The sequence below is a fragment of the Pseudoxanthomonas sp. 22568 genome (assembly GCF_052044485.1).
Lineage (GTDB): Bacteria > Pseudomonadota > Gammaproteobacteria > Xanthomonadales > Xanthomonadaceae > Pseudoxanthomonas_A > Pseudoxanthomonas_A beigongshangi.
This window is the reverse complement of the sequence record NZ_JBQENC010000004.1, coordinates 217,245-243,390: the sequence shown is the minus strand read 5'-3', so window position 1 is coordinate 243,390 and position 26,146 is coordinate 217,245. Positions and strand designations below refer to the sequence as shown.

The following is a 26,146-nucleotide window of genomic DNA, read 5'->3' as shown; positions in this document are numbered from 1 at the left end:
ATGCGCCGGCACTTCAAGACCCTCTCCGATGGCGCGCTGATCGAATTCGATCGCGGCCAGTTCGACGACTGGTGCGTCTACCTGACGCCACCGGGCGCATCGCGCTTCGCCCCGCGCGATGCCTGGTATTTCGGCGAATTGCAGGCGTTGGCGGCGCGCCACGGCGCCTACCGCCTGTACGAGGATTTCGTGCGCGTATACGACCGCACCAGCGCGCAGGCCAGTCCCGCCGTGCTGGCGTGGATCACCGGCCTGTCCGCCGCCTATGGCGAGGACGCCTTGTTGGTGGATCAGCTGTTCACCATCCTCTACGCGGGCATGGTCGCCGAGGAGAACAAGGTCAATGGCCCGCTTGGCCGGCGGATCAAGCGGCTCGGCATGTACCAGGCACTGATCGAAGGCATGCCGGCCAGCGAGGCGGCGAACTACAGCCGCAACGTCGATGCCAGGCGACTGGATGGCGAATGCCGGCGGCGCGGATTCTGATCTTCCCGCGAGCGTGTGCAATCGCGGCGGAAGACGCAAACAGAAAGGGCCGCTTGCGCGGCCCTTTCCTTTTTCATTCCGCGAATGCCGCGATGCTCAGGAACGCACTGGCAGCACCCGGATTTCGACGCGGCGGTTGAGCGCGCGGCCGGAATCGGTGTCGTTGCTGGCAATCGGATAGCGCTTGCCCATGCCGACGATCTCGAAGCGCTCGCGCATCACGCCCTGGCCGATCAGGTAGTTGCCGACCGACGCGGCGCGCTGTTCGGACAGCCGCTGGTTGACCGCATCGCTGCCGATGCTGTCGGTATGCCCGGTCACTTCCACGATGGTCTGGTTGTACTCGGACAGGGTGCGGGCAACGTTGTTGAGCGCCGGGTAGAACTGCGGCTTCAGGTCCGCCTTGCCGAAATCGAAGGTCACGCCGTCCGGCAGGTTGAGCTTGATCACGTCGCCATCGCGGCTGACGCCGATGCCGGTGCCCGCGGTCTGGCGGCGCAGTTCGGCTTCCTGGCGATCCTGGTAGGCACCGATGGAACCACCGGCCAGGCCACCGACGCCCGCGCCAATCAGCGCGCGCTGGCGACGATCGGTCGCATCCTTGCCGCTCAGCAGGCCGACCGCCGCGCCGATGCCGGCACCGATCAGCGCACCGGTGCGGGTGCGGTTGGGATCATTGGGATCGTTGGTCTGGCCGGTATAGCTGGCGCAGGAACTCAACACCACCGCGGCGCCAAGCGCGATCAGCGTGGTCTTGACGGTGTACTTGTTCATGGACATCTCCTCGTCGTGTGGGAACGCATCCCGCCAAATCATTCAGCGTCGGCGAAAAATACCGAGTCCGTTCTGTCTGATAGCTAAAGCGCCGTGAAGATCCGGAAAAGCATGCACCTTCCTGTTCAGCTTGCTGGCGCGGTTTGCTCCAGCATCGACTCGGCCGCGCCGGCGTCGAGGGTGTAATCCCAGTTCCCCATCAGCGCCAGGTACAGCAGCTTCTCGAACTCCGGCCCGAAACGGCGGATCACCGCGTCGGGATCCGGGACCAGCTTCGCGTCGGCGATCAGGCCGAAGTGCACGCGGCCGTTGTAGCTGAGGATGGATACGCCGATGCCGATGGAACCGGTCTGCGGCACCCAGAACATCATGTCGCGCACCCGGCTGCCGCCCATGTAGAGCGGTTGCTGCGGCCCGGGCACGTTGGTGGCCACCGCGGTGGCCTTGCGGCTGAAGAGCTCCAGCGCGACGCCCTGCAAAGCCGCCGGCGCCATTCCGAGTGCCGCAAGAAGTCCAAATGCAACAATGGCTTGGCGAGAGTTTTTCAAGCTGTTCATGCAATTGGCGACCCGCTCCACCCGGCGGATCGGATTGGCCTCGCCGACCGGCAGATCCAGGAACACCAGGCCGAAATGGTTGCCCAGCTTGCGCGCGTGTTCCAGCGGCCGCAGGTTGACCGGCACGGTCGCGCGCAGGGTCACGCCATCGACGTTCTCGCCGCGTTCGAGCAGGTAACTGCGCAGCGCACCGGCCGCGGTGGCCATCAGCACGTCATTGACGGTGCAGTCGCAGGCGCGCCCCACCGCCTTGACCTCCTCCAGATCCAGCGGCTCGGCCCACGCCACCCGCTTGCTCACGCCCAACGGCCCGCGCAGCAGCGTGGGCGGATCGTCGGACAGCGCCAGTGCCGCCAGCAGCTCGCGGCCGATTTCGCCGCCCTCCTTCGCCAGCATCGTCGCCAGGGTCGGATCCCGGTACATCTCCATGCCCTTGCCGAACATCTTGCCGCCGAGCTTGACGTAGCGATCAATCGCGCCGACCCGGCGCACCACTTCCACGCCATCCTGCTTGAGCCAGGCGGCGCGCAGTTCGCTGCCGCGATCCGGTTTGCGGGTGGTGTCGGTCAGCGACAGCAGCACCTGCACCAGCGCGATGCCGTCGGCATAGCTGTGGTGGATGCGCGCCACCAGCGCGGAGCCGCCGCGATAACGCTCGACCAGGTGGAACTGCCAGAGCGGTTTGGTCTTGTCCAGGGGCGTGGACGCCATCTGGCTGACGAAGCGTTCCAGCGCGCGCTTTTCCGACTGCGGATCGCTGCGACCGGGCAGCGCGGACAGGCGCACGTGCCAGTCGATGTCGAAATTCGCGTCTTCCACCCAGGCCGCGCCGGCGGCGGTGTCGACCGCCTTCTGGAGGAAGCGCGGATAGGCGAGGAAGCGCTTGCGGATCACCTGCTTGAGCCGCTCCAGCGTCATCGGCTCGTCGAACATCAACACGCCGGTGATCATCATCGGATTGGTCGGCCGGCACATCCGCAGCCAGGCGGTATCCACCCGCGACATCGCCTCGCGGCGCGGCTTGCCCGGCCCTTTCTTGGTCGCCATGCTGCCCTCCCTTCGCTGCGTTCGAGTGAAGCACGCGGCGGCGAAAGGCGTCAACGCGGCTAGCCGCCGCTGGCCCGGTACGCGGCCAGCGCGGCTTCGCGGCCTTCGGCCAGATCCACCAGCGGCGCGGCGGGATAGTCCGGTGCCAGCCGCGCGGCGAGCGCCGGCGATTCCCACGGTGCGAAGCGGGCCGGCGGCGGCAGTCCGCGCAGTTCCGGCACCCAGCGGGCGATGTAATCCCCGTGCGGGTCGAACCGGCGCGCCTGGGCGACCGGATTGAACACGCGGAAATACGGCGCCGCGTCGGCACCGGTGCCAGCGGTCCATTGCCAGCCCAGGGTGTTGTTGGCCAGGTCGGCATCGACCAGCGTGTCCCAGAACCAGCGCGCGCCATGCAACCAGTGCAGGCGCAGGTGCTTGGTCAGGAAGCTGGCGACGATCATCCGTACCCGGTTGTGCAGGTAGCCGGTGGCCCACAACTCGCGCATGCCGGCATCGACGATGGGCACGCCGGTGCGTCCGCGCTGCCAGGCCGCCAGAACGCCGGCCCCGGGGGTGGCCCAATCGAATCCATCGAAGCGCGGATTGAGATTGCGTTCGGCGGTGTGCGGGAAGTGATGCAGCAGGTGCCAGGCGAACTCTCGCCAGCCCAGTTCGCGCAGATAGGCTTCGACGTCGGCGGCGTTGGCCGCCGTGCGCGCCTGCTCCAGCGCGGCGGCGATGCGCCACGGCGCGATCTCGCCGAAGTGCAGATGCGGCGACAATCGCGAGGTTCCCACCCGGTCCGGCCGATCGCGGTCCTCGCGGTAGCCGCGCAAGGCGCCCTCGATGAACACTTCCAGCGCTTCCGCCGCGCCGGCTTCGCCGGGCTGCCACTGATCCCAGAATCCCCGATCCCAGCCGATGGCCGGGGCCAGTCCCAGCGCTTCCAGCGGCACACCGGCCGCCACGTCGTGCGCCGGCAACCGCGCCGGTGCGCGCCATCGATCCCGCCAGCGCGGAGCGAGCGCCTCCCAGCGCGCCCGCGCATTGCGCCAAAACGGCGTGAACACCCGGTACGGCGTGCCCTGCCCGGTCGCCAGATCCCAGGGCTCGAACAGCAGGCTGCCGTTGGCGCTTTCCACCCGCAATCCCTGCCCGCGCAGTCGCTTCTTCAGCGCGGCGTCGCGCGGCTGGGTCGCCGGTTCGTATTTGCGGTTCCAGAACACCGCGCGCGCGCCGCTGTCGCGTAACAGCGCCTGCAACGCCGCGTCGGACGGACCGGTGCGCAGATGCAGCGCGGAGCCACGTGTGCGCAGGTCGGTGTCCAGTGCGCGCAGCGAACGATGCCGCCACGCATCCGACGCCGCGCCGGGGAGCCAACCGCCCTCTTCGTCCGGTGCATGGATGTACACCGGCACCGGCGCGTAGCCCTCCTCCAGCGCCATCCGCAGCGCCGGGTTGTCGTCCAGGCGCAGATCGTTGCGGAACCAGACCAGGGCGAGCGGCATCGTGGCGCTTATTCGAAGCTGCCGATCGAATCGTGGGACAGGTTGTCGAAGCGGGTGTACTCGCCGAAGAACTTCAGCTTGCACGAGCCGGTCGGGCCGCTACGCTGCTTGCCGATGATGATTTCGGCCAGGCCCTTGTCCGGCGAGTTTTCCTTGTTGTAGTAGTCGTCGCGGTAGATGAACACGATCATGTCCGCGTCCTGCTCGATGGCGCCGGATTCGCGCAGGTCGGCCATCACCGGGCGCTTGTCGGTACGCGTTTCCAGCGAGCGGTTGAGCTGGGACAGCGCGATCACCGGCACGTTCAGTTCCTTGGCCAGGCCCTTGAGCGAGCGCGAAATCTCGGAAATCTCGGTCGCGCGGTTCTCGCTGTTGCCGGGCACGGACATCAGCTGCAGGTAGTCGATGACCACCAGGCCCAGGTCGTGCTCGCGCTTGAGCCGGCGCGATTTGGAGCGCAGCACCTCCGGCGACAGGCCGGGCGTGTCGTCGATGAAGATCTTGGTTTCCTTGAGCATCCGGATCGCGCTGGTGACGCGGCTCCAGTCCTCGTCTTCCAGTTGGCCGGTGCGCAGGCGGGTCGCGTTGATACGGCCGTTGGAGGAAATCAGGCGCAGCGCCAGCTGGGCCGCGGACATTTCCATCGAGAACACCGCCACCGCCTTCTTCGACTTGATGGCGGCGAACTCGGCGATGTTCAGGGCGAAGGTGGTCTTGCCCATGGCCGGACGCGCGGCCAGGATGATCAGGTCGGTCGGCTGCAGGCCGGCGGTCATCTGATCGAAGTCGGTGTAGCCGGTCGGCAGGCCGGTGACGTTGCCGCCGTTCTCGAAGCGGTGCTGCAGGACCTCGAAGGCGTCCTTCAACGCCGAATTCATGCCGACGAAATCGGTGCGTCCGCGCGCGCCGGCCTCGGCGATGGCGAACACCTTCTGCTCGGCCACGGCCAGCAATTCGGCGCTCTCGCGGCCCTCGGGCAGGAAGGCGTCGTTGACGATGCCGGTGCCGACGTCGATGAGCTGGCGCATCACCGCCTTGTCGCGGACGATTTCCGCATAGGCCACGATGTTGGCGGCGGATGGCGTGGAGCTGGCCAGTTCCACCAGGTAGGCGCCGCCGGCGACCTGCTCCAGGTGTCCCTGCGATTCGAACCATTCGCCCAGGGTCACCGCATCGTAGGGACGATTGCGTTCGGCCAGTTCGCTGATGGCGCGGTAGATCAGCTGGTGATCGCGCCGGTAGAAATCGTTGTCGGTGAGCTTGTCGTTGATCCGGTCATAGGCTTCCGGCGCCAGCATCAGGCCGCCCAGCACCGCCTGTTCCGCCTCGATGGAGTGCGGCGGCACCCGCAACTGTTCGATACGCGCATCCTGCGGGTCGTTGCGGAAACCTTGGCGGGCGGACATGGGGGTGACGGACTCCTGTGACCGGTGCGGGACGAACGGAACGGGACTGGTCATGGTAGTCGCTCCACCGCAGGGTGGTTGCAGATAACCATGTGGATAACCGGTGGGAATCTCAGCAGCTGAGACCCGGCCGGTGAAGGAAGCAGTGCGCCGACGGACGGCAACGTGATGCCCGCGCGCCCCGTTCGACGAGACGTGTGTGGAGACAACACGTCGGAATACAAATGGAAACGGGCGCCGCGAGGCGCCCGTTCCGGTACCGCATGGCCCGGGTTATCAGGCTTCGGCTTCGACGACCACCTTGATGGGGGTTTCGACGTCGGCATGCAGCTTGGCGATGACTTCGAACTCGCCGATGTTGCGGATCGGGCCTTCGCCCATCACCACTTCGCTCTTTTCCAGCGGCAGGCCGGCGGCGGTGAACGCGTCGGCGATGTCGCGCGGGCCGACCGAACCGAACAGCTTGCCTTCGGTCGAAGCGTTGGCCTTGATGGTCACGCTGGCGCCTTCCAGCTTGGCGCGGCGGCCTTCGGCCTCATCGTGCACGGACTTGGCCTTGGCTTCGTACTCGGCGCGCTTGGCTTCGAACTCGGCCAGGTTGGCGGCGGTCGCCGGCACGGCCTTGCCCTGCGGGACCAGGTAGTTGCGGCCGTAGCCGGGCTTCACGTTGACCTTGTCGCCGAGGACGCCGAGGTTGGTGACTTTCTGCAGAAGAATCAGTTCCATCGTATTGCTCCGTATTCGTTAGCGGGGTTTGCCCGCAGCGTGGGCTGTCCGAATGACAGTGAAGAAAGGAACCTCCCTTGCGGGGAGGCTCCACCGCCGGGCGCCTGGGCGCCCGGCCATCGACGCTTACACGTCGTGGTTGTCCGTGTACGGGATCAGCGCCAGGAAACGCGCGCGCTTGACCGCCGTGGCCAGCTGGCGCTGGTAGCGGGACTTGGTGCCGGTGACGCGGCTCGGGACGATCTTGCCGGTCTCGGTCAGGTACTGGCGCAGAGTGTTGAGATCCTTGTAGTCGATCTCTTTCACGCCTTCGGCCGTGAACTTGCAGAACTTGCGGCGACGGAAGAACTTGGACATGGGAGTGCTCCTTAAGCGGCTTCAGCGTTGTCGGAGGATTCGGCGGCGGCTTCGTTGCTCTCGCCTTCGTCGTCATCGCGACGGCGACGCTCGCCACGCTCCGACTTCTCACCCTTCTCGTCCTTGTTCTTCATGATCAGGGACTGCTCGGTGTCGGCGCCATCGCGCTTGATCACCAGGTGACGCAGGATCGCGTCGTTGAAGCGGAAGGTTTCCACCAGCTCGTTCAGCACGGCCTGGTCGGCCTCGATGTTGAGCAGGACGTAGTGGGCCTTCACCAGGTTCTGGATCGGGTAGGCCAGCTGGCGGCGGCCCCAGTCTTCCAGACGGTGGATCTTGCCGTTGCCGTTCTCGATCAAGCCCTTGTAGCGCTCGATCATCGCCGGCACCTGCTCGCTCTGGTCCGGGTGGACCAGGAATACGACTTCATAGTGACGCATCGTTTTTACCTTTCGGATGTGGGCCCGGCGGCCTCGCGGCGCCGGGCGGGACAGCCCCCCGTCGCCCGGATGGGCGCGGTGGAGCAAGGACCCCGTTGCCCGCATGGGCGTCAGGGAGCTGGAAATTATGGCAGGTCAATGACTTGCAGGCAAATGGAGAGGCAGGCGGCGATAACGGGAAGCCCTCGGCGTAGGAACGCGGCATCCGCGATGGATATCGGGTTTCCGTGAAATCACTCTAAAAATATCCAGTTAATATTTGATTTTGCTTATTTTTTCCTATTCTTCGTGGCGTTGCGTGGCCGCGGAAATGGGTTTCAGCATTCGCCGGGACGACGGGGCTTCAGCGGCCGGCATTCCCGGTGCGCTCCCTCGGGCCATTGCCGGCTTCAGCGCCCTTCTGCTCCTGGATCCACGCGTCGATGCGCTTCTCCAGCGCCTCCAGCGGTACCGAGCCGGTGTTGAGGACCTCGTCGTTGAAGTCGCGCAGGTCGAACTTCGGGCCCAGTGCCCTGGCCGAGCGCTCGCGCAGCTCGGAGATCTTCAACTGGCCGATCTTGTAGGCCAGCGCCTGGCCCGGCCAGGCGATGTAGCGGTCGATCTCGTTGACGATGTCCTGGTCGGTCTTGGCGGCGTTGTCCTTGAAATAGGCGATGGCCTTCTCACGGCTCCAGCCCATCGAGTGCATGCCGGTGTCCACCACCAGCCGCACCGCGCGCCACATGTCGTAGGTCAACTGGCCGAAGCGGTCGTAAGGGTCGTCGTACAGGCCCATGTCGTAGCCCAGCCGCTCGGCGTACAGGCCCCAGCCCTCGCCGTAGGCGACGAAGTAGGCGGTCTTGCGGAACATCGGCAGGTCCGGCAGTTCGATGCCGCGCGCCATCTGGAAATGGTGGCCGGGCACCGCCTCGTGCAGCGACAGCGCCATCATTTCCCACTTCGGCCGGGTCTCGGGCTTGTACAGGTTGACGTAGTAATAGCCGGCGCGGCTGCCGTCGGCGGCGCCGGGCTGGTAGTAGGCGGTGGTCGTGTCGGGCGCGGCGTTGTCCGGGATGGGCCGCACGCCGTAGGGCAACCGGGGAATGGTATGGAACGCCTTCACCAGTTCCGGGTCGATCCGCTTGGACAGCGCCTGGTAGGCCTCCAGCAGTTCGGCCGGAGTCTTGTAGAAGTATTTCGGGTCGCTGCGCAGGTGGTCGAAGAAGGCGTGCAGATCCCCCTTGAAGCCGACCTGCGCCTTGATTTTCTCCATCTCGGCACGGATGCGCGCGACCTCCTTCAGGCCCACGTCGTGGATCTGCCGCGGCGTCAGCGGCGTGGTCGTGTAATACGCCGCCATGGCGGCATAGAAGTCCTGCCCGTCCGGCAGGTCGGTGGCGGCGATGCTGGCGCGGCTGGCCGGCAGGTAGGTCTGGTTGAAATACGCCTGCAGCTTGCGGTAGGCCGGCACCACCTCGGCGCTGATGACCTGCCGGGCTTCGCGCTGCAGGCCGGCGCGATCGGCCTCGGGCACGCTGTCGGCGAACTTCAGGAACGGGCGGTAGAACGGGCTCTTCGACGGGTCGTCGACGATCTGCGCGGCGATCTGCGCCGGCACGCGTTGCATCAGCACCTTGGGCGGCATGTAGCCTTCGGCCACGCCCTGCTGCATCAGCGCCAGGGTCTGGTCGATCAGGGTGTCCAGGCCGGCCAGGCGCGTGATCCAGTTGCGATAGTCCTGCGTGCTGGCGAACGGCACCACCTCGGCCATGCCGTCGGCCAGTTGCACCCCGCCCTGGTGGCCGATCGGTTGCAGGTATTCCTTGAAGCGCTGGCGGGAGACCGCCTGCTGCAGGTTCCATTCGAAAGTGTCGTAGTTGAGCTGGTCAGCCGGCGACAGGCCCTCGCGGCCGATGGCGTGCAGTTTTTCCAGCGCGGCCCGATCGTTGGCCTCGATGCGGGCGATGGCGTCCAGGCTGCGGTCGCTCCAGCGGTCGTTGTAGCGGTTGTCGCCGTTGTAGCTGGCGTTCTCGGGGCTTTCGCGCAGGCCGCGTTCCCACTCGGCGGCGAACAGCGCCTCCAGCGCCGCGTGCTTGTCGGTCGCGGGTTGCGCGCGCAGCGGCGCGGCCACGGTGACGGCCGCCAGCGCGGCCAGCATCAGTGAACGGAACATCGACGGCTCCCTGTGCGAAAGCCGGCAAGCTTAACGTTTGCCCCGCTCCACCGGCAGTGCCGCGGCGGGAACCCGGATCAAGCGGCGTCGGTCAGGCGGCGTCGGCCTGGGTGGTGAAGCTTTCGCCGCAGCCACACTCGGCGGTGGCGTTGGGATTGCGGAACAGGAAGGTTTCACCCAAGCCCTGCTTGGCGAAGTCGATCTCGGTGCCGTCCACCAGCGCCAGGCTCTGCGCGTCAACGTAGATGCGCACGCCCTCGAACTCGAACACGGTGTCGCCCTCGCGCTCCTCGCGGGCCAGATCGGCGACATGGCCCCAACCGGAGCAGCCGGTGCGGGCAACGCCGAAACGCAGGCCCAGCGCGCCCGGCGTCTGCTCGACGAAACGCTGCACGCGCTCCAGGGCGACGGGGGTCAGGGTGATGGCCATGCATTCCTCCAGGCGGGACGTCGATTATAGGCCGTGGACGAGCCGCTGGGCCCGTCGCTCCGGTAAACTCCACCGTTCCATAAATAGTCCTGTTACGGAAGGATTCAAGTCATGACGGTGGTGAGCGTCGAACATGCGCTGGCGGGCAAGATCCCGGCCGGCGGCGAGGTCACGGTACGCGGCTGGGTGCGCACGCGGCGCGATTCCAAGGCGGGCCTGTCCTTCGTGAATGTCAGCGACGGCTCCTGCTTCGCCGCCATCCAGGTGGTGGCGCCCAGCGACCTGGACAACTACGAATCCGAGATCAAGCGCCTGACCGCCGGCTGCGCGGTGGTCGCCACCGGCACCCTGGTGCCCTCGCAGGGCCAGGGCCAGAGCTTCGAGATCCAGGCCAGCCGGATCGAGGTGGTCGGCTGGGTCGAGGACCCGGAAACCTATCCGATCCAGCCCAAGGCCCATTCGCTGGAGTTCCTGCGCGAGGTCGCCCACCTGCGTCCGCGGACCAACCTGTTCGGCGCGGTCACCCGCATCCGCAACTGCCTGGCCCAGGCCGTGCACCGCTTCTTCCACGAGCGCGGCTTCTACTGGATCAGCACGCCGATCATCACCACCTCCGACGCCGAGGGCGCCGGCCAGATGTTCCGCGTGTCCACCCTGGACATGGCCAACCTGCCGCGCGACGGCAAGGGCGCGGTGGATTTCTCGCGCGACTTCTTCGGCAAGGAAACCTTCCTGACCGTGTCCGGCCAGCTCAATGTCGAGGCCTACTGCCTGTCGCTGAGCAAGGTCTACACCTTCGGGCCGACCTTCCGCGCCGAGAACAGCAACACCACCCGCCACCTGGCCGAGTTCTGGATGATCGAGCCGGAGATCGCCTTCGCCGATCTGGCCGCCGACGCCGACCTGGCCGAGGACTTCCTCAAGTACCTGTTCCGCGCGGTGCTGGACGAACGCGGCGACGACATGGCGTTCATCGCCGAGCGCGTGCAGCCGGACGCCATCACCCGCCTGGAAACCTTCATCAACGCGCCGTTCGAGCGCATCGACTACACCGATGCGATCGGCCTGCTGCAGAAATCCGGCAAGAAGTTCGACTTCCCGGTCGAATGGGGCCTGGACCTGCAGACCGAGCACGAGCGCTGGCTGACCGAGCAGCACGTCGGCCGCCCGGTGGTGGTGATGAACTACCCCGAACACATCAAGGCCTTCTACATGCGCCTGAACGACGACGGCAAGACCGTCGCGGCCATGGACGTGCTGGCCCCGGGCATCGGCGAGATCATCGGCGGCAGCCAGCGCGAGGAGCGCCTGGACGTGCTGGACGCGCGCATGGCGCAGTTCGGCCTGGATCCGGCCCATTACGGCTGGTACCGCGACTTCCGCCGCTATGGCACGGTGCCGCACGCCGGCTTCGGCCTGGGTTTCGAGCGGCTGGTGGTCTACGTCTGCGGCCTGACCAACATCCGCGACGCCATTCCCTATCCGCGCGCGCCCGGCAGCGCCGAGTTCTGAGCCGGAGCGGATTGCAACGATGCTGCTGTTCTTTGCCCTGTGTTTTGTCGGCGTCGCCATCGCCGGCTTCTGCGCGTTCGTGATCTTCTGGCCGCTCACGCTGGTGCATATCCGGGATCGGCATGCCGCGCTCGGCGGCCAGTGGGGCGAAGGCGCTTTCCTCAAGCCGATCGCGCTGCGCTGGCTGCTGGCGCGCGGCTACCTGCCGCTGCGCGACCGTTCGCTCAGCGGCCTGGCCGCGCCGGCGCGCATTTCGCTGCTGGTGATCTTCGTTGCCCTGGTGTCGTCGGGGTTGCTGACGGTGTTCTCGCTGGTGCTCAAATGAACGATACGATCCATGACGCCTGGTACGTCGCCTCGCTCGGCCGGACCCTGATCTGGGCCCGCCTGCGGGTGCTGGAGGCCGGCACCGCGCAGGTGCTGGACAGCGATGGCAACACCCTGACCTACGACAGCGAGGACAGCGCCCGCGCGGCGCTGTTCGACGCCGAGTTCGTCGCCTACGACGGACTGGACGAGGAAGACGCGCTGCAGCGTGGTTTCTCGCTGGATGAAGTCAGCCCGCCGCGTGCCGACAGCGACGACGCGCTGCCCGCGCAGATGGTGCAACAGCTCGGCGGCCGGGCCTGATCGGGCGCGCATGTACACCCCGCGCGCCTTCGCCGAGACCGATCTGGGTGAACTGGACCGGCTGATCGCGCGCGACGCCTTCGTCACCCTGATCACCACCGACGCCGATGGCGCGCCGTTCGCCAGCCATCTGCCCGTGCTGTACGCGCGCGACGGCGAACGCATCCTCATCGAGGGCCATTGGGCGCGGCCCAACCCGCAGGCGCGGCACGCCGGCCCTGCCCTGCTGATCGTGCACGGCCCGCACGCCTATCTTTCGCCCGGCTGGTATCCGGACAAGGAAACCGCCGCGCGCGTGCCGACCTGGAACTACGCGATCGCGCACCTGTACGGCACGCTGGAACCCACCGAGGACACTGCCGCGCTCGCCGGCATCGTGGATCGTCTGAGCCAGGCCAACGAGGCGCGGGTGGGCAAGGACTGGCGGTTCGAACCCGAGCGCCAGGATCATGCCAGCCAGTTGCGCGGCATCGTCGGTTTCCGCTTCCGGGTCGAACGGGTCGAACTGAAGTTCAAACTGAGCCAGAACCATCCCGAAGCCAATGTCCGCGGTGCCGCCGCCGGCCTGCGCGAACAGGACGACCCGAACGCGCACGAAATCGCCACGCGGATGCTGGACCGCCTGGCTCGCCGCGCCGACTGAACACACTGCCGCCCTCTTCCCTGTAGGAGCGGCGTCAGTCGCGACCGGAAGAACCGCCAACCGATCGGCCTCCGCTCGTCCTTGCACGGCGGTCGCGACTGACGTCGCTCCTACAGGATGGCAATCGGTAGACTGCGGGTTCGGCATATCGAGGAACGTTGATGGATCTGAACCTGTCCGGTCGTCACGCGCTGGTCTGCGGCGCCTCAGAAGGCATCGGCCGCGCGACGGCACATGAGTTGGCGCTGCTCGGTGCCAGCGTCACCCTGCTGGCGCGACGGGCCGAGGTGCTGGCGGACGTCGCAGCGGACCTGCCGACGGTCGCCTCGGGCCAATCGCATGATTGGCTGGCCGCGGATCTGGCCGATCCTGCCGGGCTACGCGCGGGCGCCGAGGCGCTGGTGGCCCGATCCCCCGTGCACATCCTGGTCAACAACACCGGCGGTCCGCCGGGCGGACGCGCCATCGATGCCGACGCGAGTGCCTATCTCGGCGCGTTCCAGCGCCATCTGCTGGCCAACCAGTTGCTGGCCGGCCTGGTGGTCCCGGGCATGCGGGATGCCGGCTGGGGCCGCATCGTGAACGTGGTATCCACCTCGGTGAAGGAGCCCATTCCCAACCTGGGCGTGTCCAACACCATCCGCGGCGCGGTGGCGTCCTGGGCCAAGACCCTGTCGCGCGAACTCGGCGCCGACGGCATCACCGTCAACAACGTGCTGCCGGGCTATACCCGCACCCGCCGGCTGCAGCAGATCCTGGATGATCGCAGCGCCGCCAGCGGCAAGGACGAAGCCGTCGTGGCCGCCGGCATGCTGGCCACGGTGCCGGCCGGCCGCTTCGCCGATCCGGCCGAAGTCGCCGCGGCCATCGCCTTCCTGGCCTCGCCCGCCGCCGGTTACATCAGCGGCGTCAGCCTGGCGGTGGACGGCGGACGCATGCAATCCATCTGAGGACTCCGGCGGCGGTTCCCGCGCCGACCGCAATGCAGCAGGCCGTCGACACGGGCCGGGTTAAGCTTGCGCCATGCTATCGCTGACCCACTGGATCGACGGCCAGCCGCAGGCGGCCCGCAACGGCGGCTGGCGCGCGGTGCATGCGCCCGCCGACACCCGCGAATACGCACGCCTCGCCGATGGCGACGAGGCCGACGTGGAGGCGGCCGTGCAGGCGGCGACCCGCGCCTGGCCTGCGTGGTCGTCGCTGCGCGGTTCCGAACGCGCGGCCTGGCTGGAACGCCTGGCATCGGCACTCGAGTCCCGCCTGGAAGCGTTCGCCCAGGCCGAGTCCCGCGACGGCGGCAAGCCGATCCGGCTGGCGCGCCAGATCGAGATTCCCCGCGCGATCGCCAACCTGCGTTTCTTCGCCCACGCAGCCACCCAGATCGGCAGCGAGGCGCACCACGGCGAGGCGGGCCTGAACTACACCCTGCGCCAGCCCCTCGGAGTGGTCGCCACGATCTCGCCCTGGAACCTGCCGCTGTACCTGTTCACCTGGAAGATCGCGCCCGCGCTGGCCGCCGGCAACACCGTGGTCGCCAAGCCCTCGGAGGTCACGCCGCTGACCGCGACGATGCTGGGCGAACTGGCCGCGGAGATCGGCTTTCCGGCCGGCGTGCTGAACATCGTGCACGGCACCGGTCCGCGGGTCGGAGAGCCGCTGGTGCTGCATCCACGGATCAAGGCGGTGTCCTTCACCGGCAGCACCGGAGTCGGCCAGCGCATCGCCGCCCTGGCCGGCCCGCAGTTGAAGAAGATCTCGCTGGAACTGGGTGGAAAGAACCCGACCCTGGTGTTCGCCGACAGCGATTGGCGCAACCAGTTGGACACGCTGGTGCGTTCGGCGTTCCAGAACTCCGGGCAGATCTGCCTGTGCGGCTCGCGCCTGCTGGTGGAGCGTGCCATTTACGACGAGTTCCGCGAGGCCTTCAGCGCCCGCGCCGCCGCGCTGCGGGTTGGCGATCCCGCCGACGAGGCCACCGATCTCGGCCCGCTGGTGTCGCAGGCGCATCACGACAAGGTCACCGCCTGCATCGCCCGCGCCCGCATCGAAGGCGGCCGCTTCCTGCTGGGAGGCGAGGCGTCAGCGCGCGGCGGCTGGTTCGTGGAACCCGTCCTGATAGAAGGGCTGGGACCGGACAGCGCCAGCAACCGCGAGGAAATCTTCGGGCCGGTGGCGACCCTCCAGGCGTTCGATGACGACGCGCAGGCGCTGGCGCTGGCCAACGCGGGCGATTATGGGCTGGCCGCGATGATCTGGACCCGCGACCTCGACCGCGCCCACCGCATGGCCGCGCGGCTGCGTGCCGGCATCGTCTGGATCAACACCTGGCTGATGCGTGATCTGCGCACCCCGTTCGGCGGCATGGGCCGGTCCGGGTTGGGCCGCGAAGGCGGCATGGAGGCGATGCGGTTTTTCACCGAGGCGCGGAATGTCTGCATCGCCACCGGCTGAAACCCCGCTTCCCCGCCATCCGGCGCACGGCCGGCTGCTGACGATCGCCGGCGATGGGCGCAAACTACGCGGTGGACCGCCGAGCGCTCCACCCTCCCCCGCCAGAACCGGAAACCGCCCGTGAGTGATAGCGAACTCGAAAACCTGCTGCGCAACAACCGTGAATGGGCCGAACGGATCAAGCACGAGGATCCCGGCTTCTTCAAACGCCTGTCGCAGCAGCAGTCGCCGCGCTACCTGTGGATCGGCTGCTCCGATTCGCGCGTGCCCGCCAACCAGATCCTGGGGCTGGACCCGGGCGAGGTGTTCGTCCATCGCAACATCGCCAACGTCATGTCGCATGGCGACCTCAATTGCCTGTCGGTGATCCAGTTCGCGGTCGACATCCTCAAGGTCGAGCACATCCTGCTGGTCGGCCACTACGGCTGCGGCGGCGTGCACGCGGCGATGACCGGCGCCCGGGTCGGCCTGGCCGACAACTGGCTGCGCCACGTCGCCGACGTGGCCACCAAGCATGCCGTCCGCCTGGCCGAGGAGGACACAGAGTCGCTGCGCCACGCCCGCCTGTGCGAACTGAACGTGATCGAGCAGGTGTTCAACGTCTGCCAGACCACCGTGGTCCAGGACGCCTGGGCGCGCAACCAGCCGCTGACCGTGCACGGCTGGGTCTACAGCCTGTTCGACGGCCGCGTGCGCGAACTGGGCATGGACGTGGACGCCGCCGACCGGCTGCACCCGACCTACGAACAGGCGCTGGCGCGGATGCCCGCGCGCGGGGACCGTCGCGATGGGTGAAGGCATCCGGACCACGACGGCACCGGTGCCGGTCGGCGCGTATCCGCACGCGCGCCGGGTCGGCCCGTTGCTGTTCCTGTCCGGCATCGGCCCGCGCGATCCGGCCACCGACACGATTCCCGGCAACGATTACTTCACCGACGGCCGCGTGCGCAGCTACGACATCCAGGCGCAGGCGCGCGCGGTGTTCGCCAACGTGCGCGCGGTGCTGGAAGCCAGCGGCGCGCGCTGGGAGGATCTGGTCGACGTGACCGTCTACCTCACCGACATGGCCCGCGACTTCAAGGCCTACAACCAGGTCTGGGCCGACTATTTCCCGGACGCGGCGCGTGCGCCCTGCCGCACCACCCTGGGCATCACCGCCCTGCCCACGCCCATCGCCATCGAACTCAAGTGCGTCGCCGCCTTGCCCGAGGAACGCTGACATGCTGCCCGGACCGATCAACCTGCTGGCCTGGATCGAGGAACACCGCCACCTGCTCAAGCCGCCGGTCGGCAACAAGGTGATCTACGCGGGCGATTTCATCGTCATGGTGGTCGGCGGCCCCAACCAGCGTACCGACTTCCACTACGACGAAGGACCGGAATGGTTCTACCAGCTCGAAGGCGAGATGGTGCTGAAGATCCAGGAAGACGGCGCAGTGCGCGATATCCCGATCCGCGCCGGCGAGATCTTCCTGCTGCCGCCGCGCGTGCCGCATTCCCCGCAGCGGATGCCCGACTCGGTCGGCCTGGTGATCGAACGCCGGCGGCTGCCGCACGAACAAGATGGGCTGCTGTGGTACTGCGAGCGCTGCAATCACAAGCTGTACGAGGAGTACTTCATCCTGAAGAACATCGAGACGGATTTCCCACCGGTGTTCGACCGCTTCTATTCCTCGCAAGCGCACCGGACCTGCACGCAGTGCGGGCACCTGAACCCGGCACCCGGCAAGTACGTGATGGCGGATACCTGAGCGCTCCATGCTGAAGATCGACACCCACGCCCACTTCCTGCCGCGCGACTGGCCCGATCTGGCCGGCAAGTACGGCGACAACCGCTTCCCGGTCATTCACCACGGCGACGACGGCCGCCATCGCATCTACAAGGACGGGCGTTTTTTCCGCGAGATCTGGCCCAAGACCTGGGATCCGGTGGAGCGCATCGCCGACTACGCCAAGTTCGGCGTGCAGGTGCAGGTGATCAGCACGGTGCCGGTGATGTTCAGCTACTGGGCCAAGCCGCACCAGGCGCTGGAATTGCACCAGGCGCTCAATGATCACACCGCCGCGGCCTGCCGCGACTACCCGCGCCACTACGCCGGTATCGGCACCGTGCCGCTGCAGTCACCACGGCTGGCGGTGCAGGAACTGGAACGCTGCATGGATCAGCTCGGCCTGCAGGGCGTGCAGATCGGCAGCCACGTCAACGACTGGAACCTCGACGCGCCGGAACTGTTCGAGTTCTTCCAGGCCGCCAGCGAACTGGGCGCGGCCATCCTGGTGCATCCCTGGGACATGATGGGCGCGGCCTCCATGCCCAAGTACTGGCTGCCCTGGCTGGTCGGCATGCCGGCCGAGCAGTCGCGCGCGGCCTGCTGCCTGATCTTCGGCGGCGTGCTGGAACGCCTGCCCGGCCTCAAGGTCTGCTTCGCCCACGGCGGCGGCAGCTTCCCCTACACCATCGGCCGCATCGAACACGGCTTCAACATGCGTCCGGACCTGGTCGCCACCGACAACCACCGCAACCCGCGCGAGTACCTGGATCGGGTCTACTTCGATTCATGGGTGGCCGATCCGCGCGCGCTGCGCTACCTGCTGGACACCGTCGGCATCGACCGGGTGATGCTGGGCACCGACTATCCATTTCCGCTGGGCGAGCAGGAGCCCGGCGCCGGCATCGCCGCGCTGGCCCTGGGCGAAGCCGAACAGGCCCGCCTCTACCACGGCACCGCGCTGGAATGGCTGGGCCTGTCCCGGCAACGGTTCGACTGACCCATGCCGCACCTGACCCTGCAATACACCGACAACCTCGTCCTGGACGCGCGCGCGCTGTTGTCGCGGCTCAACCAGGTCCTGCTCGACAGCGGGCATTTCAACGAGGAAGCGATCAAGAGCCGCGCCGTCGCGCTGTCCGACTTTCTGGTCGGCACCGACGCCCATGCCGCGCGCGCGTTCGTCCATGCACGCCTGCGCATCCTTCCCGGCCGTGACGAGGCCGTGCGCGTGCAGTTGTCCGAGGCGCTGCTGCACGCGCTGCGCACGCACCTTCCGGCGGGGCCGCACGCCCTGCAGATCTGCGCGGAAGTCGGCGAACTTCCGGCCAGCTACCGCAAGACCACCGTTCCTCCCATCTCTTCACCGGCCTCTTCATGACCGACGCGCTGTCCCGTACCCATGCCATCGCCCTCGATGCCGCCGACCCGCTGCGCGCCCTGCGCAACGAGTTCCTGATTCCGAAGCACAAGCACAACGAGCAGCTCTATTTCTGCGGCAACTCGCTGGGCCTGCAACCGCGCGGCGCGCGCAAGTACGTGCAGGAGGTGCTGGACAAGTGGGCCGAGCAGGCGGTGGAGGGTCACTTCACCGAGCCGGCGCAGTGGATGACCTACCACGAGCTGGTCCGCGACGGGCTGGCGAAAGTGGTCGGCGCGCAGCCGACCGAGGTCGTGGCGATGAACTCGCTGACCGCCAATCTGCACCTGATGATGGTCAGCTTCTACCGGCCCACCGCCGAGCGTCCGGCCATCCTGATGGAAGCCGGCGCGTTCCCGTCCGACCGCCACGCGCTGGAATCGCAGGTGCGTTTCCATGGCTTCGACCCGGCGCGCGATCTGATCGAGCTGGAACCGGATCAACCCGACGGCACGCTGTCGATGCAGGCCATCGAGCGCGCCATCGGCGAGCATGGCCATCGCCTGGCCCTGGTGCTGTGGCCGGGCATCCAGTATCGAACCGGACAGGCGTTCGACCTAGCGGAAATCACCCGCCTCGGCCACGCGCAGGGCGCGTTGGTCGGGTTCGACCTGGCCCACGCGGCCGGCAACCTGCCGGTGCAGCTGCACGCCAGTGGCGCCGACTTCGCGGTGTGGTGCCACTACAAGTACATGAACGCCGGGCCGGGCGCGGTCGCCGGCTGTTTCGTGCATGAGCGGCACGCACACACGGACCGCCCTCGCTTCGCCGGCTGGTGGGGCCACCAGAAGGAAAGCCGGTTCAGGATGGCACCCGAGTTCGTGCCCACGCCCGGCGCCGACGGCTGGCAGCTCAGCAATCCGCCGATCCTGGGCCTGGCCCCGTTGCGCGCCTCGCTGGAACTGATCGCGCAGGCCGGCGGCATGTCCGCGCTGCGCGCCAAGTCGGAAAAACTGACCGGCTTCCTGGAGGCGCTCATCCGCGCCCGCGTCGGCGACGCGCTGCAGATCGTCACGCCTGCCGATCCGGCCCAGCGCGGCGCGCAGTTGTCGCTGCGGGTGGTGGGCGGCCGCGAGCGCGGGCGCGACCTGTTCGAATACCTGGCGTCGGTCGGCACGATTGGCGACTGGCGCGAACCGGACGTGATCCGGATCTCGCCGACCCCGCTGTACAACCGTTTCATGGACGTCTACCGCTTCGTCGAGGAAGTGGAGACCTGGCGCGGCGTCTGACCGGAGCAACCCCTTGAACGCATCCAACGACCGTTCCCTCACCATCATCGGCGCCGGCCTGGCCGGCGCGCTGCTGGCGACCCTGCTGGCCCGCAAGGGCTGGCGGGTGGACGTGTACGAAAAACGCGGCGACCCGCGCGTCAAAGGCTATGGCGGCGGCCGATCGATCAACCTGGCCCTGGCCGAGCGCGGCCGCCACGCGCTGCGCCAGGCCGACGCCGACGAGGCGGTGATGAAGCAGGCGGTGATGATGCGCGGGCGCATGGTCCACCCGCGCGACGGCCAGCCGCAGCTGCAGCGCTACGGTCGCGACGATTCGGAAGTGATCTGGTCGGTGCATCGCGGCGATCTCAACATCACTCTGCTCGACCTGGCCGAACAAGCCGGTGCTTCGCTGCATTTCCACCGCCAGCTGGACACGGTGGATTTCCAGGACCGGGTGGCCACCTTCATCGACGATCGCGACGGCAGCCGCCATCCCATCGACTTCCGTTCGCTGGTCGGCGCCGACGGCGCCGGTTCGTCGCTGCGCGCGGCGATGCGGCTGCGCACCGATCTCGGCGAGCGCACCGATTTCCTCGACCACTCCTACAAGGAACTGGAAATCCCGCCGGCGGCCGACGGCGGCTTCCAGATCGAACCCAACGCCCTGCACATCTGGCCGCGCGGCCACTACATGTGCATCGCCCTGCCCAACGACGAAAAGACCTTCACCGTCACCCTGTTCCTGCCCAACCACGGCGACCCCGGTTTCGACACCGTGCACACGCCGGCGCAGGCGCGCGCGCTGTTCGAACGCGACTTCCCCGATGCGGTGCCGCTGATCCCGCACCTGGAAGAGGACTGGCACCGCAACCCGGTCGGCCTGCTGGCCACCCTGTACCTGGACCGCTGGTACATCGACGACCGCGCGGTTCTGCTCGGTGACGCCGCCCATGCGATGGTGCCGTTCCACGGCCAGGGCATGAACTGCGCCTTCGAGGACTGCGTGGCGCTGGCCGAGCAACTGGAGCGCCACGGGGAACGCGCCGAGGCGTTCGACGCGTTCCAGCGCGAGCGCCAGCCCAATGCGCGCGCTATCCAGGAAATGGCGCTGGAGAACTACGTGGAAATGCGCGACAAGGTGGACGACGCGGCGTTCCTGCTCCAGCGCGAGCTGGAACGGACCCTGCAGGAGCGCCATCCGGGCCGCTTTGTACCGCACTACACCATGGTCACCTTCCTGCGCATTCCCTATCGGGTCGCGCTGGAGCGCAGCATCGTCCAGCGCGATCTACTGGTCGCCGCCACTCAGGGACTGGAACGTCTGGATCAGGTGGACTGGGCGCGGGTGGACGCCGAAGTGATCCGTCGCCTGCAACCGCTGGAGGCGGAAGCGCGGTGAGCGCCAGCTTCCTGTTCTACGATCTGGAGACGTTCGGCGCGGATCCGCGCCGTACCCGCATCGCCCAGTTCGCCGCCCAGCGCACCGATGCGGAGCTGAATCCGATCGAGGATCCGATCGATTTCTTCGTCCAGCCCGCCGACGATCTGCTGCCCTCGCCCACCGCCACCCTGATCACCGGCATCACCCCGCAGCAGGCCGCGCGCCAGGGCGTCAAGGAGGCGTCGGCGTTCGCCCGCATCGCCGACGAGATGTCGCGGCCGGATACCTGCACGCTGGGCTACAACTCGCTGCGCTTCGATGACGAGTTCGTCCGCCACGGCCTGTTCCGCAACTTCTTCGACCCCTACGAGCGCGAATGGCGCGGCGGCAATTCGCGCTGGGATCTGCTGGACGTGATGCGGCTGACCCACGCACTGCGCCCGGACGGCATCGTCTGGCCGCAGCGCGAGGATGGCGTCACCTCGTTCCGGCTGGAACACCTCGCGCTGGCCAACGATGTCCGCCAGGGCGATGCGCACGAGGCGCTGTCCGACGTGCGCGCGACCATCGGCATGGCCCGGCGGATGCGCCAGGCGCAACCCCGCCTGTGGGAATACGCGCTGAAACTGCGCGACAAGCGCTTCGCCGCCAGCCTGCTGGACACGGTGGCGATGACCCCGGTCCTGCATATCTCCCAGCGCTATCCGGCCAGCCGCATGTGCGCGGCGCTGGTGCTGCCGCTGGCGCGCCATCCGCAATACGACAACCGCATCATCGTGTACGACCTGGATGCCGACCCGGATCCGCTGCTGCACCTGGCACCGGAAGCCATCGCCGATCGCCTGTACACGCCCGCGGCGGATCTGCCGCCGGGTGAATCGCGCATTCCGCTGAAGGAAATCCACCTGAACAAGGCACCGGTGCTGGTCGCCCTGGCACACCTGCGCGACGCCGACTTCGAACGCCTGCGCATCGACCTGCTGATCACCGAGGCCAATGCCATCCGCCTGCGCGCGGCCGGACCGGCGCTGGCCGAGAAGGTGCGCCGCGTGTTCGCCGGCGAACGCGAGTTCGCCGTGCCCGATGTCGATGCCTCGCTGTATGGCGGTTTCCTTGGCGACGCCGACCGCCGCCGGTTTCCCGATCTGCGCGCCACCCCGCCGGAACTGCTGGGCCAGCGCGACTTCGGTTTCCGCGACCCGCGCCTGCCGGAACTGCTGTTCCGCTACCGTGCGCGCAACTGGCCGGGTACCTTGACCGCCGACGAACGCCTGCGCTGGGACGATTACCGTCGCCGGCGCCTGATCGGCGACAGTGGGCTTTCCGAATACGGTTTCGAAAGTTTCCACGCTGAAATCGCCGCGCTGCGCGCGGCCCCCACCACCGACGGCCCGAAGCAGGCCCTGCTCGACCAGTTGCAGGCCTGGGGCCAGGATCTGGAGCAGAGCCTGTGAGCAGTTATTTTTCCGACGCCAGTTTCAAGTTCCTGCGCGGCCTGGCGCGGCACAACGACAAGACCTGGTTCGCCGCGCACAAGACGCAGTACGAGGAGCACGTCAAGGAACCGTTCCTGCGCCTGCTGACCGACCTGCAACCGGATCTGGCGCAGGTCAGCGAACATTTCCGTTCCGATCCGAAGACGGTCGGCGGCTCGCTGTTCCGGATCTACCGCGACGCCCGCTTCTCCACCGACAAGTCGCCCTACAAACCCTGGCAGGGCGCACGCCTGTACCACGAACGCCGCAAGCAGGTGCCGGCGCCGTCGTTCTACATCCACCTGCAGCCGGGCGAATGCTTCGTCGGCGCCGGGTTGTGGCATCCGGAACCGGATACCCAGCGCCGAGTGCGCCAGTTCATCTTCGACAATCCCGGCAGTTGGAAAGCCGCCGCGCACGCGCCGAAGTTCCGCCGGCGCTTCGACTTCGAGGAAAGCGAGATGTTGACCCGGCCGCCGCGCGGGTTTCCGGCCGAGTTCGAATTCATCGACGATCTCAAGCACAAGAACTTCGTGTTCTGGCGTTCGCTGGACGACAGCGTGATGACCGGACCGAAACTGCGCCAGGTGCTGGGCGCCGACCTGGCCGCGCTGGCGCCGTTCGTCGACTACCTGTGCGCGGCCCTGGACCTGGAGTTCTAGCCATGAAGAAGTGGATCGCCCTGGCCGTCCTGCTGATCGCCGGTTTGCTCGGCTACCTCGCCGCGGGCCCCTACCTCGCGATCCACGGCATCCGCCAGGCGCTGGCCGAACAGGACACCGCCAAGCTGGAACGCCACGTGGACTTCCCCGCCCTGCGGGTCAACCTGCGCGCGCAGGTGGAAGACCAACTGGCCCGCCGCGCCGGCCCCGGGTTCCAGTCCAGCCTGCTCGGCGCGTTCGCGCTGTCGGTGGCGAACAACGTCATCGGCAGCGGCGTCGACACGATGGTCACGCCGCTGGGCATCGGCGCCATCCTGCAGGGCCGTTCGATGTGGAAGAAGGCGGTCGGCGACACCGTCGGCGGCGATACCCATGCGCCCCCGGTACCCGCGGATCCGTTGAAGGACGCCAAGCACCGCTTCGAATCCCTCTCGCGCTTCACCGCGACCATCCACGACGAGGACGGCCGCCCGGTCGTCTGCGTGTTCACCCGCCAGGGCCTGCGCTGGCGGCTCACCGACATCCGCCTGCCCCTGGACGGCCCATAGAGCGGAGCTTGCTCCGCTTTCCCGGCCGTCCAACACGTCCGAACGCCAGGCCCCCCAGCCGAGCAAGCTCGGCTCCACAACCCGGCGTAGAGCGGAGCTTGCTCCGCTTTCCCGGCTGTCCAGCACATCCGAACGCCCAGGCATCCCCAGCCGAGCAAGCTCGGCTCTACAACCCGGCGTAGAGCGGAGCTTGCTCCGCTTTCCTGGCCGCCCAATATATCCGAACGCCCAGACATCCCCAGCCGAGCAAGCTCGGCTCTACACACCGGCGTAGAGCGGAGCTTGCTCCGCTTCCTCGTATGTCCAACGTGCCCGAACGCCCCACCAGCCAAGCAAGCCCGGCTCCAAGGGTCAGCGATCGCGCGGCTGCCAATCCCGGCGTGCGCGCGCCAGGCGCAGGAACCGTGCGGCCAGTTGCCAACGCGCCGCGCGCGGCAGGCGCGCCAGCTCCTCGCGGGGATCGGCAACGACACCGCCCGGCTGCCAGGCGAACGCGATCCGGTTGCTCATGCGGGGTTCCTCCAGCGCCAGCACGCGTCCGCCAAAGCTGCGCCGCATCCGCACCAGATGCCGGCGCGCGTCGGTGGCGTAGAGATTGACCGCCATCGCCCCGCCTTCGGCCAGCGCATCCCGGCAGTCGTCGTAGAACGCCTGGGTCGAGACCGAGGGCGAGATGCCTTCCGCCTCGTAGGCATCCACCAGCAGCAGATCATAGGCGCCACGACGCTGGCGCAGCATCGCCGCGCCGTCTCCCAGCCGGGCCTGGAAGCGCCCGCTGTTGGCGGGAACGCGGAAGGCATCGCGCAACGCCAGCACGCGGACATCGCTTTCGAACGCCTCGATGGAAGCCTCCGGCAGGTGCCGATGGCAGAACTTGGCCTGGGATCCGCCGCCCAGTCCGATGATTCCGATCCGTGGCGGCCGCGGGCGCAGCAGCAGCGCGGCCAGCATGGTGCGGGTGTAGCCGACCTGGAGCACGTCAGGCCACCAGGTCAGCATGCGGCTCTGGGTCACGTCGCGATTGAATTGCAGCGTGGTGTACCACCAGCCGCGATGGACCCGGGGGGCGCCTTCGTTCACGGCGCCGGATCGTTGGCCACGCCGTGCGGGACGTGGCCGGCGGCCACGTGCGGGCGTGCGCTGTCGATGTTGTGCTGGGAATCGTCGAAGAAGATGTCGGCGCCGAAGGCGTCCAGGAATGGCCCCTTGTGACGTCCGCCCAGGAACAGCGCTTCGTCCAGGCGCACGCCCCATTCGCGCAGCGTGCGGATGACCCGTTCGTGCGCCGGCGCCGAACGGGCGGTAACCAGCGCGGTGCGAATCGGCGAGTGTTCGCCGGCCGGGAACATTTCCTGCAACTGGTGCAGTGCCGACAGGAAGCCCTTGAACGGTCCGCCCGACAGCGGCGCGCGCGCATTCTCGCGTTCGTGCCGGCCGAACGCTTCCACGCCCTGCTCGCGCGAAATCCGCTCGCTCTCGTCGCCGAAGATCACCGCGTCGCCATCGAAGGCGATCCGCAACTGGTCCTCGTGGCGCTGCCGGTGCGCCTGCGCCGGCAGGATGGTGGCCGCGGCGATGCCATGCTCCAGCGAACGCCGCACCGAATCCGGGTTGGCGGACAGGAACAGGTCCGCCCCGAACGGCCGGATGTAAGGCCAGGTCGGCTCGCCGGAGGTGAACACCGCGCGCACGATGCCCAGGCCGTGGTGCTGGATGGAATTGAAGATGCGCAGGCCGGTGTCGGCGGAATTGCGCGACAGCAGGATGACCTCCACCCGCGGCGTGTCGTCGGGCGCGCCGGCATTCAGCGCCAGCAGCTTGCGCACCACCGGGAACGCGACGCCCGGCGCGAGCACGTCGTCCTCGTGCTTGCGCTGGTGGTCGCTGTAGGCATCCACGCCCTGGCGTTCGAACAGCGCGTGGCTGTCCTCCAGATCGAACAGGGCGCGCGATGTCACCGCGACGGTCAACAGGCGGGGGGTGTTGTCGGCCATGCGCACAGTATCCGCCATCGCGGGGCTTCCCCGCGAGCCGGCCCCGCCCGCCGCCGCTCAATCCTCGGTCGAATCCACCATGAAGCGCGCCGGCGGACCACGCCGGTAATCGCGGGTCACCGCGCGCACCTCGACCTCCATGCGCAGCGGCTTCTGCTGCGCGGGCGCGTCATCCGGCCACAGGAACAGCAGTTCGGCGCGGCGGCTGTTGCTGATCACCCGTACCGGTTCGGCCGGAAACACCGCATAGCTGGTGTCCGCCGAAACCACCCGGAACTCGAAACCGATGTCTTCCAGTCCGTAATCGCCGCGCGGCCAGTCCAGGCGCACCCCGAGCAGACCCGAACCGTCGCAGGTGCCGGCCATGCCGCCCAGCCCGCGGGTAATCTCGGTGACCTTCAGTTCAGGCGCGCGCAGCGTGTCTTCCGGCGCGTCCGTGGGCGTGGCCCCGGCCTGCAGTTCGAAAGGCGCCATGTGCGTGTTCAGTCCGCACGCCTGCACGCCCTGCGCGGGCAACAGCGCGCAAAGCCCCCACAACCACCAGTGTTTCATCCCCTGACTCCTGTTCGGCATCGGACT

General features: G+C 67.8%; 29 protein-coding genes. 17 read left to right on the top strand and 12 right to left on the bottom strand.

All coding sequences use genetic code 11. The annotated features are described in order from the left end of the window. The gene (locus ACTJI2_RS06970) at positions 1 to 486 is read left to right on the top strand and encodes a DUF7004 family protein (protein ID WP_203321751.1); all 486 of its coding nucleotides are present in this window, start codon (positions 1 to 3) and stop codon (positions 484 to 486) included. Between the two features lie 96 nt (positions 487 to 582). On the opposite strand, the gene ACTJI2_RS06965 is transcribed toward ACTJI2_RS06970, so the two are convergent. The 9 genes from ACTJI2_RS06965 to ACTJI2_RS06925 form a co-directional block, all read right to left on the bottom strand. Then, positions 583 to 1,260: an OmpA family protein gene (locus ACTJI2_RS06965; RefSeq protein WP_440841549.1), complete on the bottom strand. Its 678-nt coding sequence runs from the start codon at positions 1,258 to 1,260 to the stop codon at positions 583 to 585. A 125-nt stretch (positions 1,261 to 1,385) separates the two neighbouring features. Further along, complete coding sequence (locus ACTJI2_RS06960; protein ID WP_440841548.1) at positions 1,386 to 2,864, bottom strand: WS/DGAT/MGAT family O-acyltransferase; 1,479 nt, start codon at positions 2,862 to 2,864, stop codon at positions 1,386 to 1,388. A 59-nt stretch (positions 2,865 to 2,923) separates the two neighbouring features. After that, positions 2,924 to 4,354 (bottom strand): cryptochrome/photolyase family protein, encoded by a 1,431-nt coding sequence (locus tag ACTJI2_RS06955; protein ID WP_440841547.1) that lies wholly within the window; start codon positions 4,352 to 4,354, stop codon positions 2,924 to 2,926. 8 nt (positions 4,355 to 4,362) lie between these two features. Then, positions 4,363 to 5,760: a replicative DNA helicase gene (locus tag ACTJI2_RS06950; protein WP_183641666.1), complete on the bottom strand. Its 1,398-nt coding sequence runs from the start codon at positions 5,758 to 5,760 to the stop codon at positions 4,363 to 4,365. Positions 5,761 to 6,036: 276 nt separating this feature from the next. Next, positions 6,037 to 6,486, bottom strand: a complete 450-nt coding sequence (rplI, locus tag ACTJI2_RS06945) for a 50S ribosomal protein L9 (RefSeq protein ID WP_183641669.1) — start codon at positions 6,484 to 6,486, stop codon at positions 6,037 to 6,039. 126 nt (positions 6,487 to 6,612) lie between these two features. Continuing rightward, positions 6,613 to 6,843 (bottom strand): 30S ribosomal protein S18, encoded by a 231-nt coding sequence (rpsR, locus tag ACTJI2_RS06940; protein WP_079726029.1) that lies wholly within the window; start codon positions 6,841 to 6,843, stop codon positions 6,613 to 6,615. An 11-nt stretch (positions 6,844 to 6,854) separates the two neighbouring features. Next, positions 6,855 to 7,283, bottom strand: coding sequence for a 30S ribosomal protein S6 (gene rpsF / locus ACTJI2_RS06935; protein ID WP_141453032.1), 429 nt, complete (start codon positions 7,281 to 7,283; stop codon positions 6,855 to 6,857). Positions 7,284 to 7,626: 343 nt separating this feature from the next. After that, positions 7,627 to 9,435, bottom strand: coding sequence for a DUF885 domain-containing protein (locus ACTJI2_RS06930; protein ID WP_440841546.1), 1,809 nt, complete (start codon positions 9,433 to 9,435; stop codon positions 7,627 to 7,629). A 91-nt stretch (positions 9,436 to 9,526) separates the two neighbouring features. Then, on the bottom strand, positions 9,527 to 9,865 hold the full coding sequence (locus tag ACTJI2_RS06925; protein WP_183641675.1) for a HesB/IscA family protein: 339 nt from the start codon (positions 9,863 to 9,865) through the stop codon (positions 9,527 to 9,529). Between the two features lie 111 nt (positions 9,866 to 9,976). Between ACTJI2_RS06925 and asnS the strand changes: the two genes are divergently transcribed. The 16 genes from asnS (at position 9,977) to ACTJI2_RS06845 (ending at position 23,573) form a co-directional block, all read left to right on the top strand. After that, on the top strand, positions 9,977 to 11,377 hold the full coding sequence (gene asnS / locus ACTJI2_RS06920; protein WP_192197753.1) for an asparagine--tRNA ligase: 1,401 nt from the start codon (positions 9,977 to 9,979) through the stop codon (positions 11,375 to 11,377). A 19-nt stretch (positions 11,378 to 11,396) separates the two neighbouring features. Further along, positions 11,397 to 11,702 carry a hypothetical protein gene (locus ACTJI2_RS06915; protein ID WP_440841545.1) on the top strand — a complete coding sequence of 102 codons (306 nt, stop codon included), beginning with the start codon at positions 11,397 to 11,399 and terminating at the stop codon, positions 11,700 to 11,702. Then, positions 11,699 to 12,007, top strand: a complete 309-nt coding sequence (locus ACTJI2_RS06910; RefSeq protein WP_440841544.1) for a hypothetical protein — start codon at positions 11,699 to 11,701, stop codon at positions 12,005 to 12,007. Before ACTJI2_RS06915 ends, ACTJI2_RS06910 begins: the two co-directional genes overlap by 4 nt. Positions 12,008 to 12,017: 10 nt before the next feature. Beyond that, positions 12,018 to 12,650 carry an FMN-binding negative transcriptional regulator gene (locus ACTJI2_RS06905; RefSeq protein WP_440841543.1) on the top strand — a complete coding sequence of 211 codons (633 nt, stop codon included), beginning with the start codon at positions 12,018 to 12,020 and terminating at the stop codon, positions 12,648 to 12,650. Positions 12,651 to 12,811: 161 nt separating this feature from the next. Then, the gene (locus ACTJI2_RS06900; RefSeq protein ID WP_440841542.1) at positions 12,812 to 13,600 is read left to right on the top strand and encodes an SDR family oxidoreductase; all 789 of its coding nucleotides are present in this window, start codon (positions 12,812 to 12,814) and stop codon (positions 13,598 to 13,600) included. A 73-nt stretch (positions 13,601 to 13,673) separates the two neighbouring features. Continuing rightward, positions 13,674 to 15,101 (top strand): aldehyde dehydrogenase, encoded by a 1,428-nt coding sequence (locus ACTJI2_RS06895; protein WP_183641693.1) that lies wholly within the window; start codon positions 13,674 to 13,676, stop codon positions 15,099 to 15,101. Positions 15,102 to 15,221: 120 nt separating this feature from the next. After that, the gene (can, locus tag ACTJI2_RS06890) at positions 15,222 to 15,896 is read left to right on the top strand and encodes a carbonate dehydratase (protein WP_192197748.1); all 675 of its coding nucleotides are present in this window, start codon (positions 15,222 to 15,224) and stop codon (positions 15,894 to 15,896) included. Continuing rightward, positions 15,889 to 16,320, top strand: a complete 432-nt coding sequence (locus ACTJI2_RS06885) for a RidA family protein (protein WP_440841540.1) — start codon at positions 15,889 to 15,891, stop codon at positions 16,318 to 16,320. The genes can and ACTJI2_RS06885 overlap by 8 nt, the downstream gene beginning before the upstream one ends. Before the next feature lies 1 nt (position 16,321). Next, on the top strand, positions 16,322 to 16,852 hold the full coding sequence (locus ACTJI2_RS06880; protein ID WP_183641700.1) for a 3-hydroxyanthranilate 3,4-dioxygenase: 531 nt from the start codon (positions 16,322 to 16,324) through the stop codon (positions 16,850 to 16,852). 7 nt (positions 16,853 to 16,859) lie between these two features. Beyond that, positions 16,860 to 17,870 (top strand): amidohydrolase family protein, encoded by a 1,011-nt coding sequence (locus ACTJI2_RS06875; protein ID WP_183641703.1) that lies wholly within the window; start codon positions 16,860 to 16,862, stop codon positions 17,868 to 17,870. Between the two features lie 3 nt (positions 17,871 to 17,873). Next, entirely contained in the window at positions 17,874 to 18,251 is a 378-nt protein-coding gene (locus ACTJI2_RS06870) for a 5-carboxymethyl-2-hydroxymuconate Delta-isomerase (RefSeq protein WP_440841539.1), read from the top strand. Continuing rightward, positions 18,248 to 19,522 (top strand): kynureninase, encoded by a 1,275-nt coding sequence (gene kynU, locus ACTJI2_RS06865; protein ID WP_440841538.1) that lies wholly within the window; start codon positions 18,248 to 18,250, stop codon positions 19,520 to 19,522. The genes ACTJI2_RS06870 and kynU overlap by 4 nt, the downstream gene beginning before the upstream one ends. Positions 19,523 to 19,535: 13 nt before the next feature. Then, positions 19,536 to 20,906, top strand: coding sequence for an FAD-dependent oxidoreductase (locus ACTJI2_RS06860; RefSeq protein ID WP_440841537.1), 1,371 nt, complete (start codon positions 19,536 to 19,538; stop codon positions 20,904 to 20,906). After that, positions 20,903 to 22,342, top strand: a complete 1,440-nt coding sequence (gene sbcB / locus ACTJI2_RS06855) for an exodeoxyribonuclease I (RefSeq protein ID WP_440841536.1) — start codon at positions 20,903 to 20,905, stop codon at positions 22,340 to 22,342. Before ACTJI2_RS06860 ends, sbcB begins: the two co-directional genes overlap by 4 nt. Then, positions 22,339 to 23,025 (top strand): DUF2461 domain-containing protein, encoded by a 687-nt coding sequence (locus ACTJI2_RS06850; RefSeq protein ID WP_440841535.1) that lies wholly within the window; start codon positions 22,339 to 22,341, stop codon positions 23,023 to 23,025. The genes sbcB and ACTJI2_RS06850 overlap by 4 nt, the downstream gene beginning before the upstream one ends. A gap of 2 nt (positions 23,026 to 23,027) precedes the next feature. Continuing rightward, the gene (locus ACTJI2_RS06845; RefSeq protein WP_183641721.1) at positions 23,028 to 23,573 is read left to right on the top strand and encodes a DUF2939 domain-containing protein; all 546 of its coding nucleotides are present in this window, start codon (positions 23,028 to 23,030) and stop codon (positions 23,571 to 23,573) included. A 351-nt stretch (positions 23,574 to 23,924) separates the two neighbouring features. On the opposite strand, the gene ACTJI2_RS06840 is transcribed toward ACTJI2_RS06845, so the two are convergent. The 3 genes from ACTJI2_RS06840 to ACTJI2_RS06830 are packed head-to-tail and all read right to left on the bottom strand — an operon-like array spanning position 23,925 to position 26,119. Continuing rightward, on the bottom strand, positions 23,925 to 24,653 hold the full coding sequence (locus ACTJI2_RS06840; RefSeq protein WP_318288962.1) for a transferase: 729 nt from the start codon (positions 24,651 to 24,653) through the stop codon (positions 23,925 to 23,927). Continuing rightward, positions 24,650 to 25,567, bottom strand: a complete 918-nt coding sequence (locus ACTJI2_RS06835) for a 5'-nucleotidase (RefSeq protein WP_183641724.1) — start codon at positions 25,565 to 25,567, stop codon at positions 24,650 to 24,652. Before ACTJI2_RS06835 ends, ACTJI2_RS06840 begins: the two co-directional genes overlap by 4 nt. A 57-nt stretch (positions 25,568 to 25,624) precedes the next feature. After that, the gene (locus tag ACTJI2_RS06830; protein ID WP_183641726.1) at positions 25,625 to 26,119 is read right to left on the bottom strand and encodes a hypothetical protein; all 495 of its coding nucleotides are present in this window, start codon (positions 26,117 to 26,119) and stop codon (positions 25,625 to 25,627) included. Between the last annotated feature and the right edge of the window lie 27 nt (positions 26,120 to 26,146).

Bases quoted from the DNA above. Each gene is read 5' to 3' on its own strand.
- ACTJI2_RS06970 (WP_203321751.1), top strand. From the start codon at position 1: ATGCGCCGGCACTTCAAGACCCTCTCCGATGGCGCGCTGATCGAATTC.
- ACTJI2_RS06965 (WP_440841549.1), bottom strand. From the start codon at position 1,260: ATGAACAAGTACACCGTCAAGACCACGCTGATCGCGCTTGGCGCCGCG.
- ACTJI2_RS06960 (WP_440841548.1), bottom strand. From the start codon at position 2,864: ATGGCGACCAAGAAAGGGCCGGGCAAGCCGCGCCGCGAGGCGATGTCG.
- ACTJI2_RS06955 (WP_440841547.1), bottom strand. From the start codon at position 4,354: ATGCCGCTCGCCCTGGTCTGGTTCCGCAACGATCTGCGCCTGGACGAC.
- ACTJI2_RS06950 (WP_183641666.1), bottom strand. From the start codon at position 5,760: ATGTCCGCCCGCCAAGGTTTCCGCAACGACCCGCAGGATGCGCGTATC.
- rplI (WP_183641669.1), bottom strand. From the start codon at position 6,486: ATGGAACTGATTCTTCTGCAGAAAGTCACCAACCTCGGCGTCCTCGGC.
- rpsR (WP_079726029.1), bottom strand. From the start codon at position 6,843: ATGTCCAAGTTCTTCCGTCGCCGCAAGTTCTGCAAGTTCACGGCCGAA.
- rpsF (WP_141453032.1), bottom strand. From the start codon at position 7,283: ATGCGTCACTATGAAGTCGTATTCCTGGTCCACCCGGACCAGAGCGAG.
- ACTJI2_RS06930 (WP_440841546.1), bottom strand. From the start codon at position 9,435: ATGTTCCGTTCACTGATGCTGGCCGCGCTGGCGGCCGTCACCGTGGCC.
- ACTJI2_RS06925 (WP_183641675.1), bottom strand. From the start codon at position 9,865: ATGGCCATCACCCTGACCCCCGTCGCCCTGGAGCGCGTGCAGCGTTTC.
- asnS (WP_192197753.1), top strand. From the start codon at position 9,977: ATGACGGTGGTGAGCGTCGAACATGCGCTGGCGGGCAAGATCCCGGCC.
- ACTJI2_RS06915 (WP_440841545.1), top strand. From the start codon at position 11,397: ATGCTGCTGTTCTTTGCCCTGTGTTTTGTCGGCGTCGCCATCGCCGGC.
- ACTJI2_RS06910 (WP_440841544.1), top strand. From the start codon at position 11,699: ATGAACGATACGATCCATGACGCCTGGTACGTCGCCTCGCTCGGCCGG.
- ACTJI2_RS06905 (WP_440841543.1), top strand. From the start codon at position 12,018: ATGTACACCCCGCGCGCCTTCGCCGAGACCGATCTGGGTGAACTGGAC.
- ACTJI2_RS06900 (WP_440841542.1), top strand. From the start codon at position 12,812: ATGGATCTGAACCTGTCCGGTCGTCACGCGCTGGTCTGCGGCGCCTCA.
- ACTJI2_RS06895 (WP_183641693.1), top strand. From the start codon at position 13,674: ATGCTATCGCTGACCCACTGGATCGACGGCCAGCCGCAGGCGGCCCGC.
- ACTJI2_RS06885 (WP_440841540.1), top strand. From the start codon at position 15,889: ATGGGTGAAGGCATCCGGACCACGACGGCACCGGTGCCGGTCGGCGCG.
- ACTJI2_RS06880 (WP_183641700.1), top strand. From the start codon at position 16,322: ATGCTGCCCGGACCGATCAACCTGCTGGCCTGGATCGAGGAACACCGC.
- ACTJI2_RS06875 (WP_183641703.1), top strand. From the start codon at position 16,860: ATGCTGAAGATCGACACCCACGCCCACTTCCTGCCGCGCGACTGGCCC.
- ACTJI2_RS06870 (WP_440841539.1), top strand. From the start codon at position 17,874: ATGCCGCACCTGACCCTGCAATACACCGACAACCTCGTCCTGGACGCG.
- kynU (WP_440841538.1), top strand. From the start codon at position 18,248: ATGACCGACGCGCTGTCCCGTACCCATGCCATCGCCCTCGATGCCGCC.
- ACTJI2_RS06845 (WP_183641721.1), top strand. From the start codon at position 23,028: ATGAAGAAGTGGATCGCCCTGGCCGTCCTGCTGATCGCCGGTTTGCTC.
- ACTJI2_RS06835 (WP_183641724.1), bottom strand. From the start codon at position 25,567: ATGGCCGACAACACCCCCCGCCTGTTGACCGTCGCGGTGACATCGCGC.
- ACTJI2_RS06830 (WP_183641726.1), bottom strand. From the start codon at position 26,119: ATGAAACACTGGTGGTTGTGGGGGCTTTGCGCGCTGTTGCCCGCGCAG.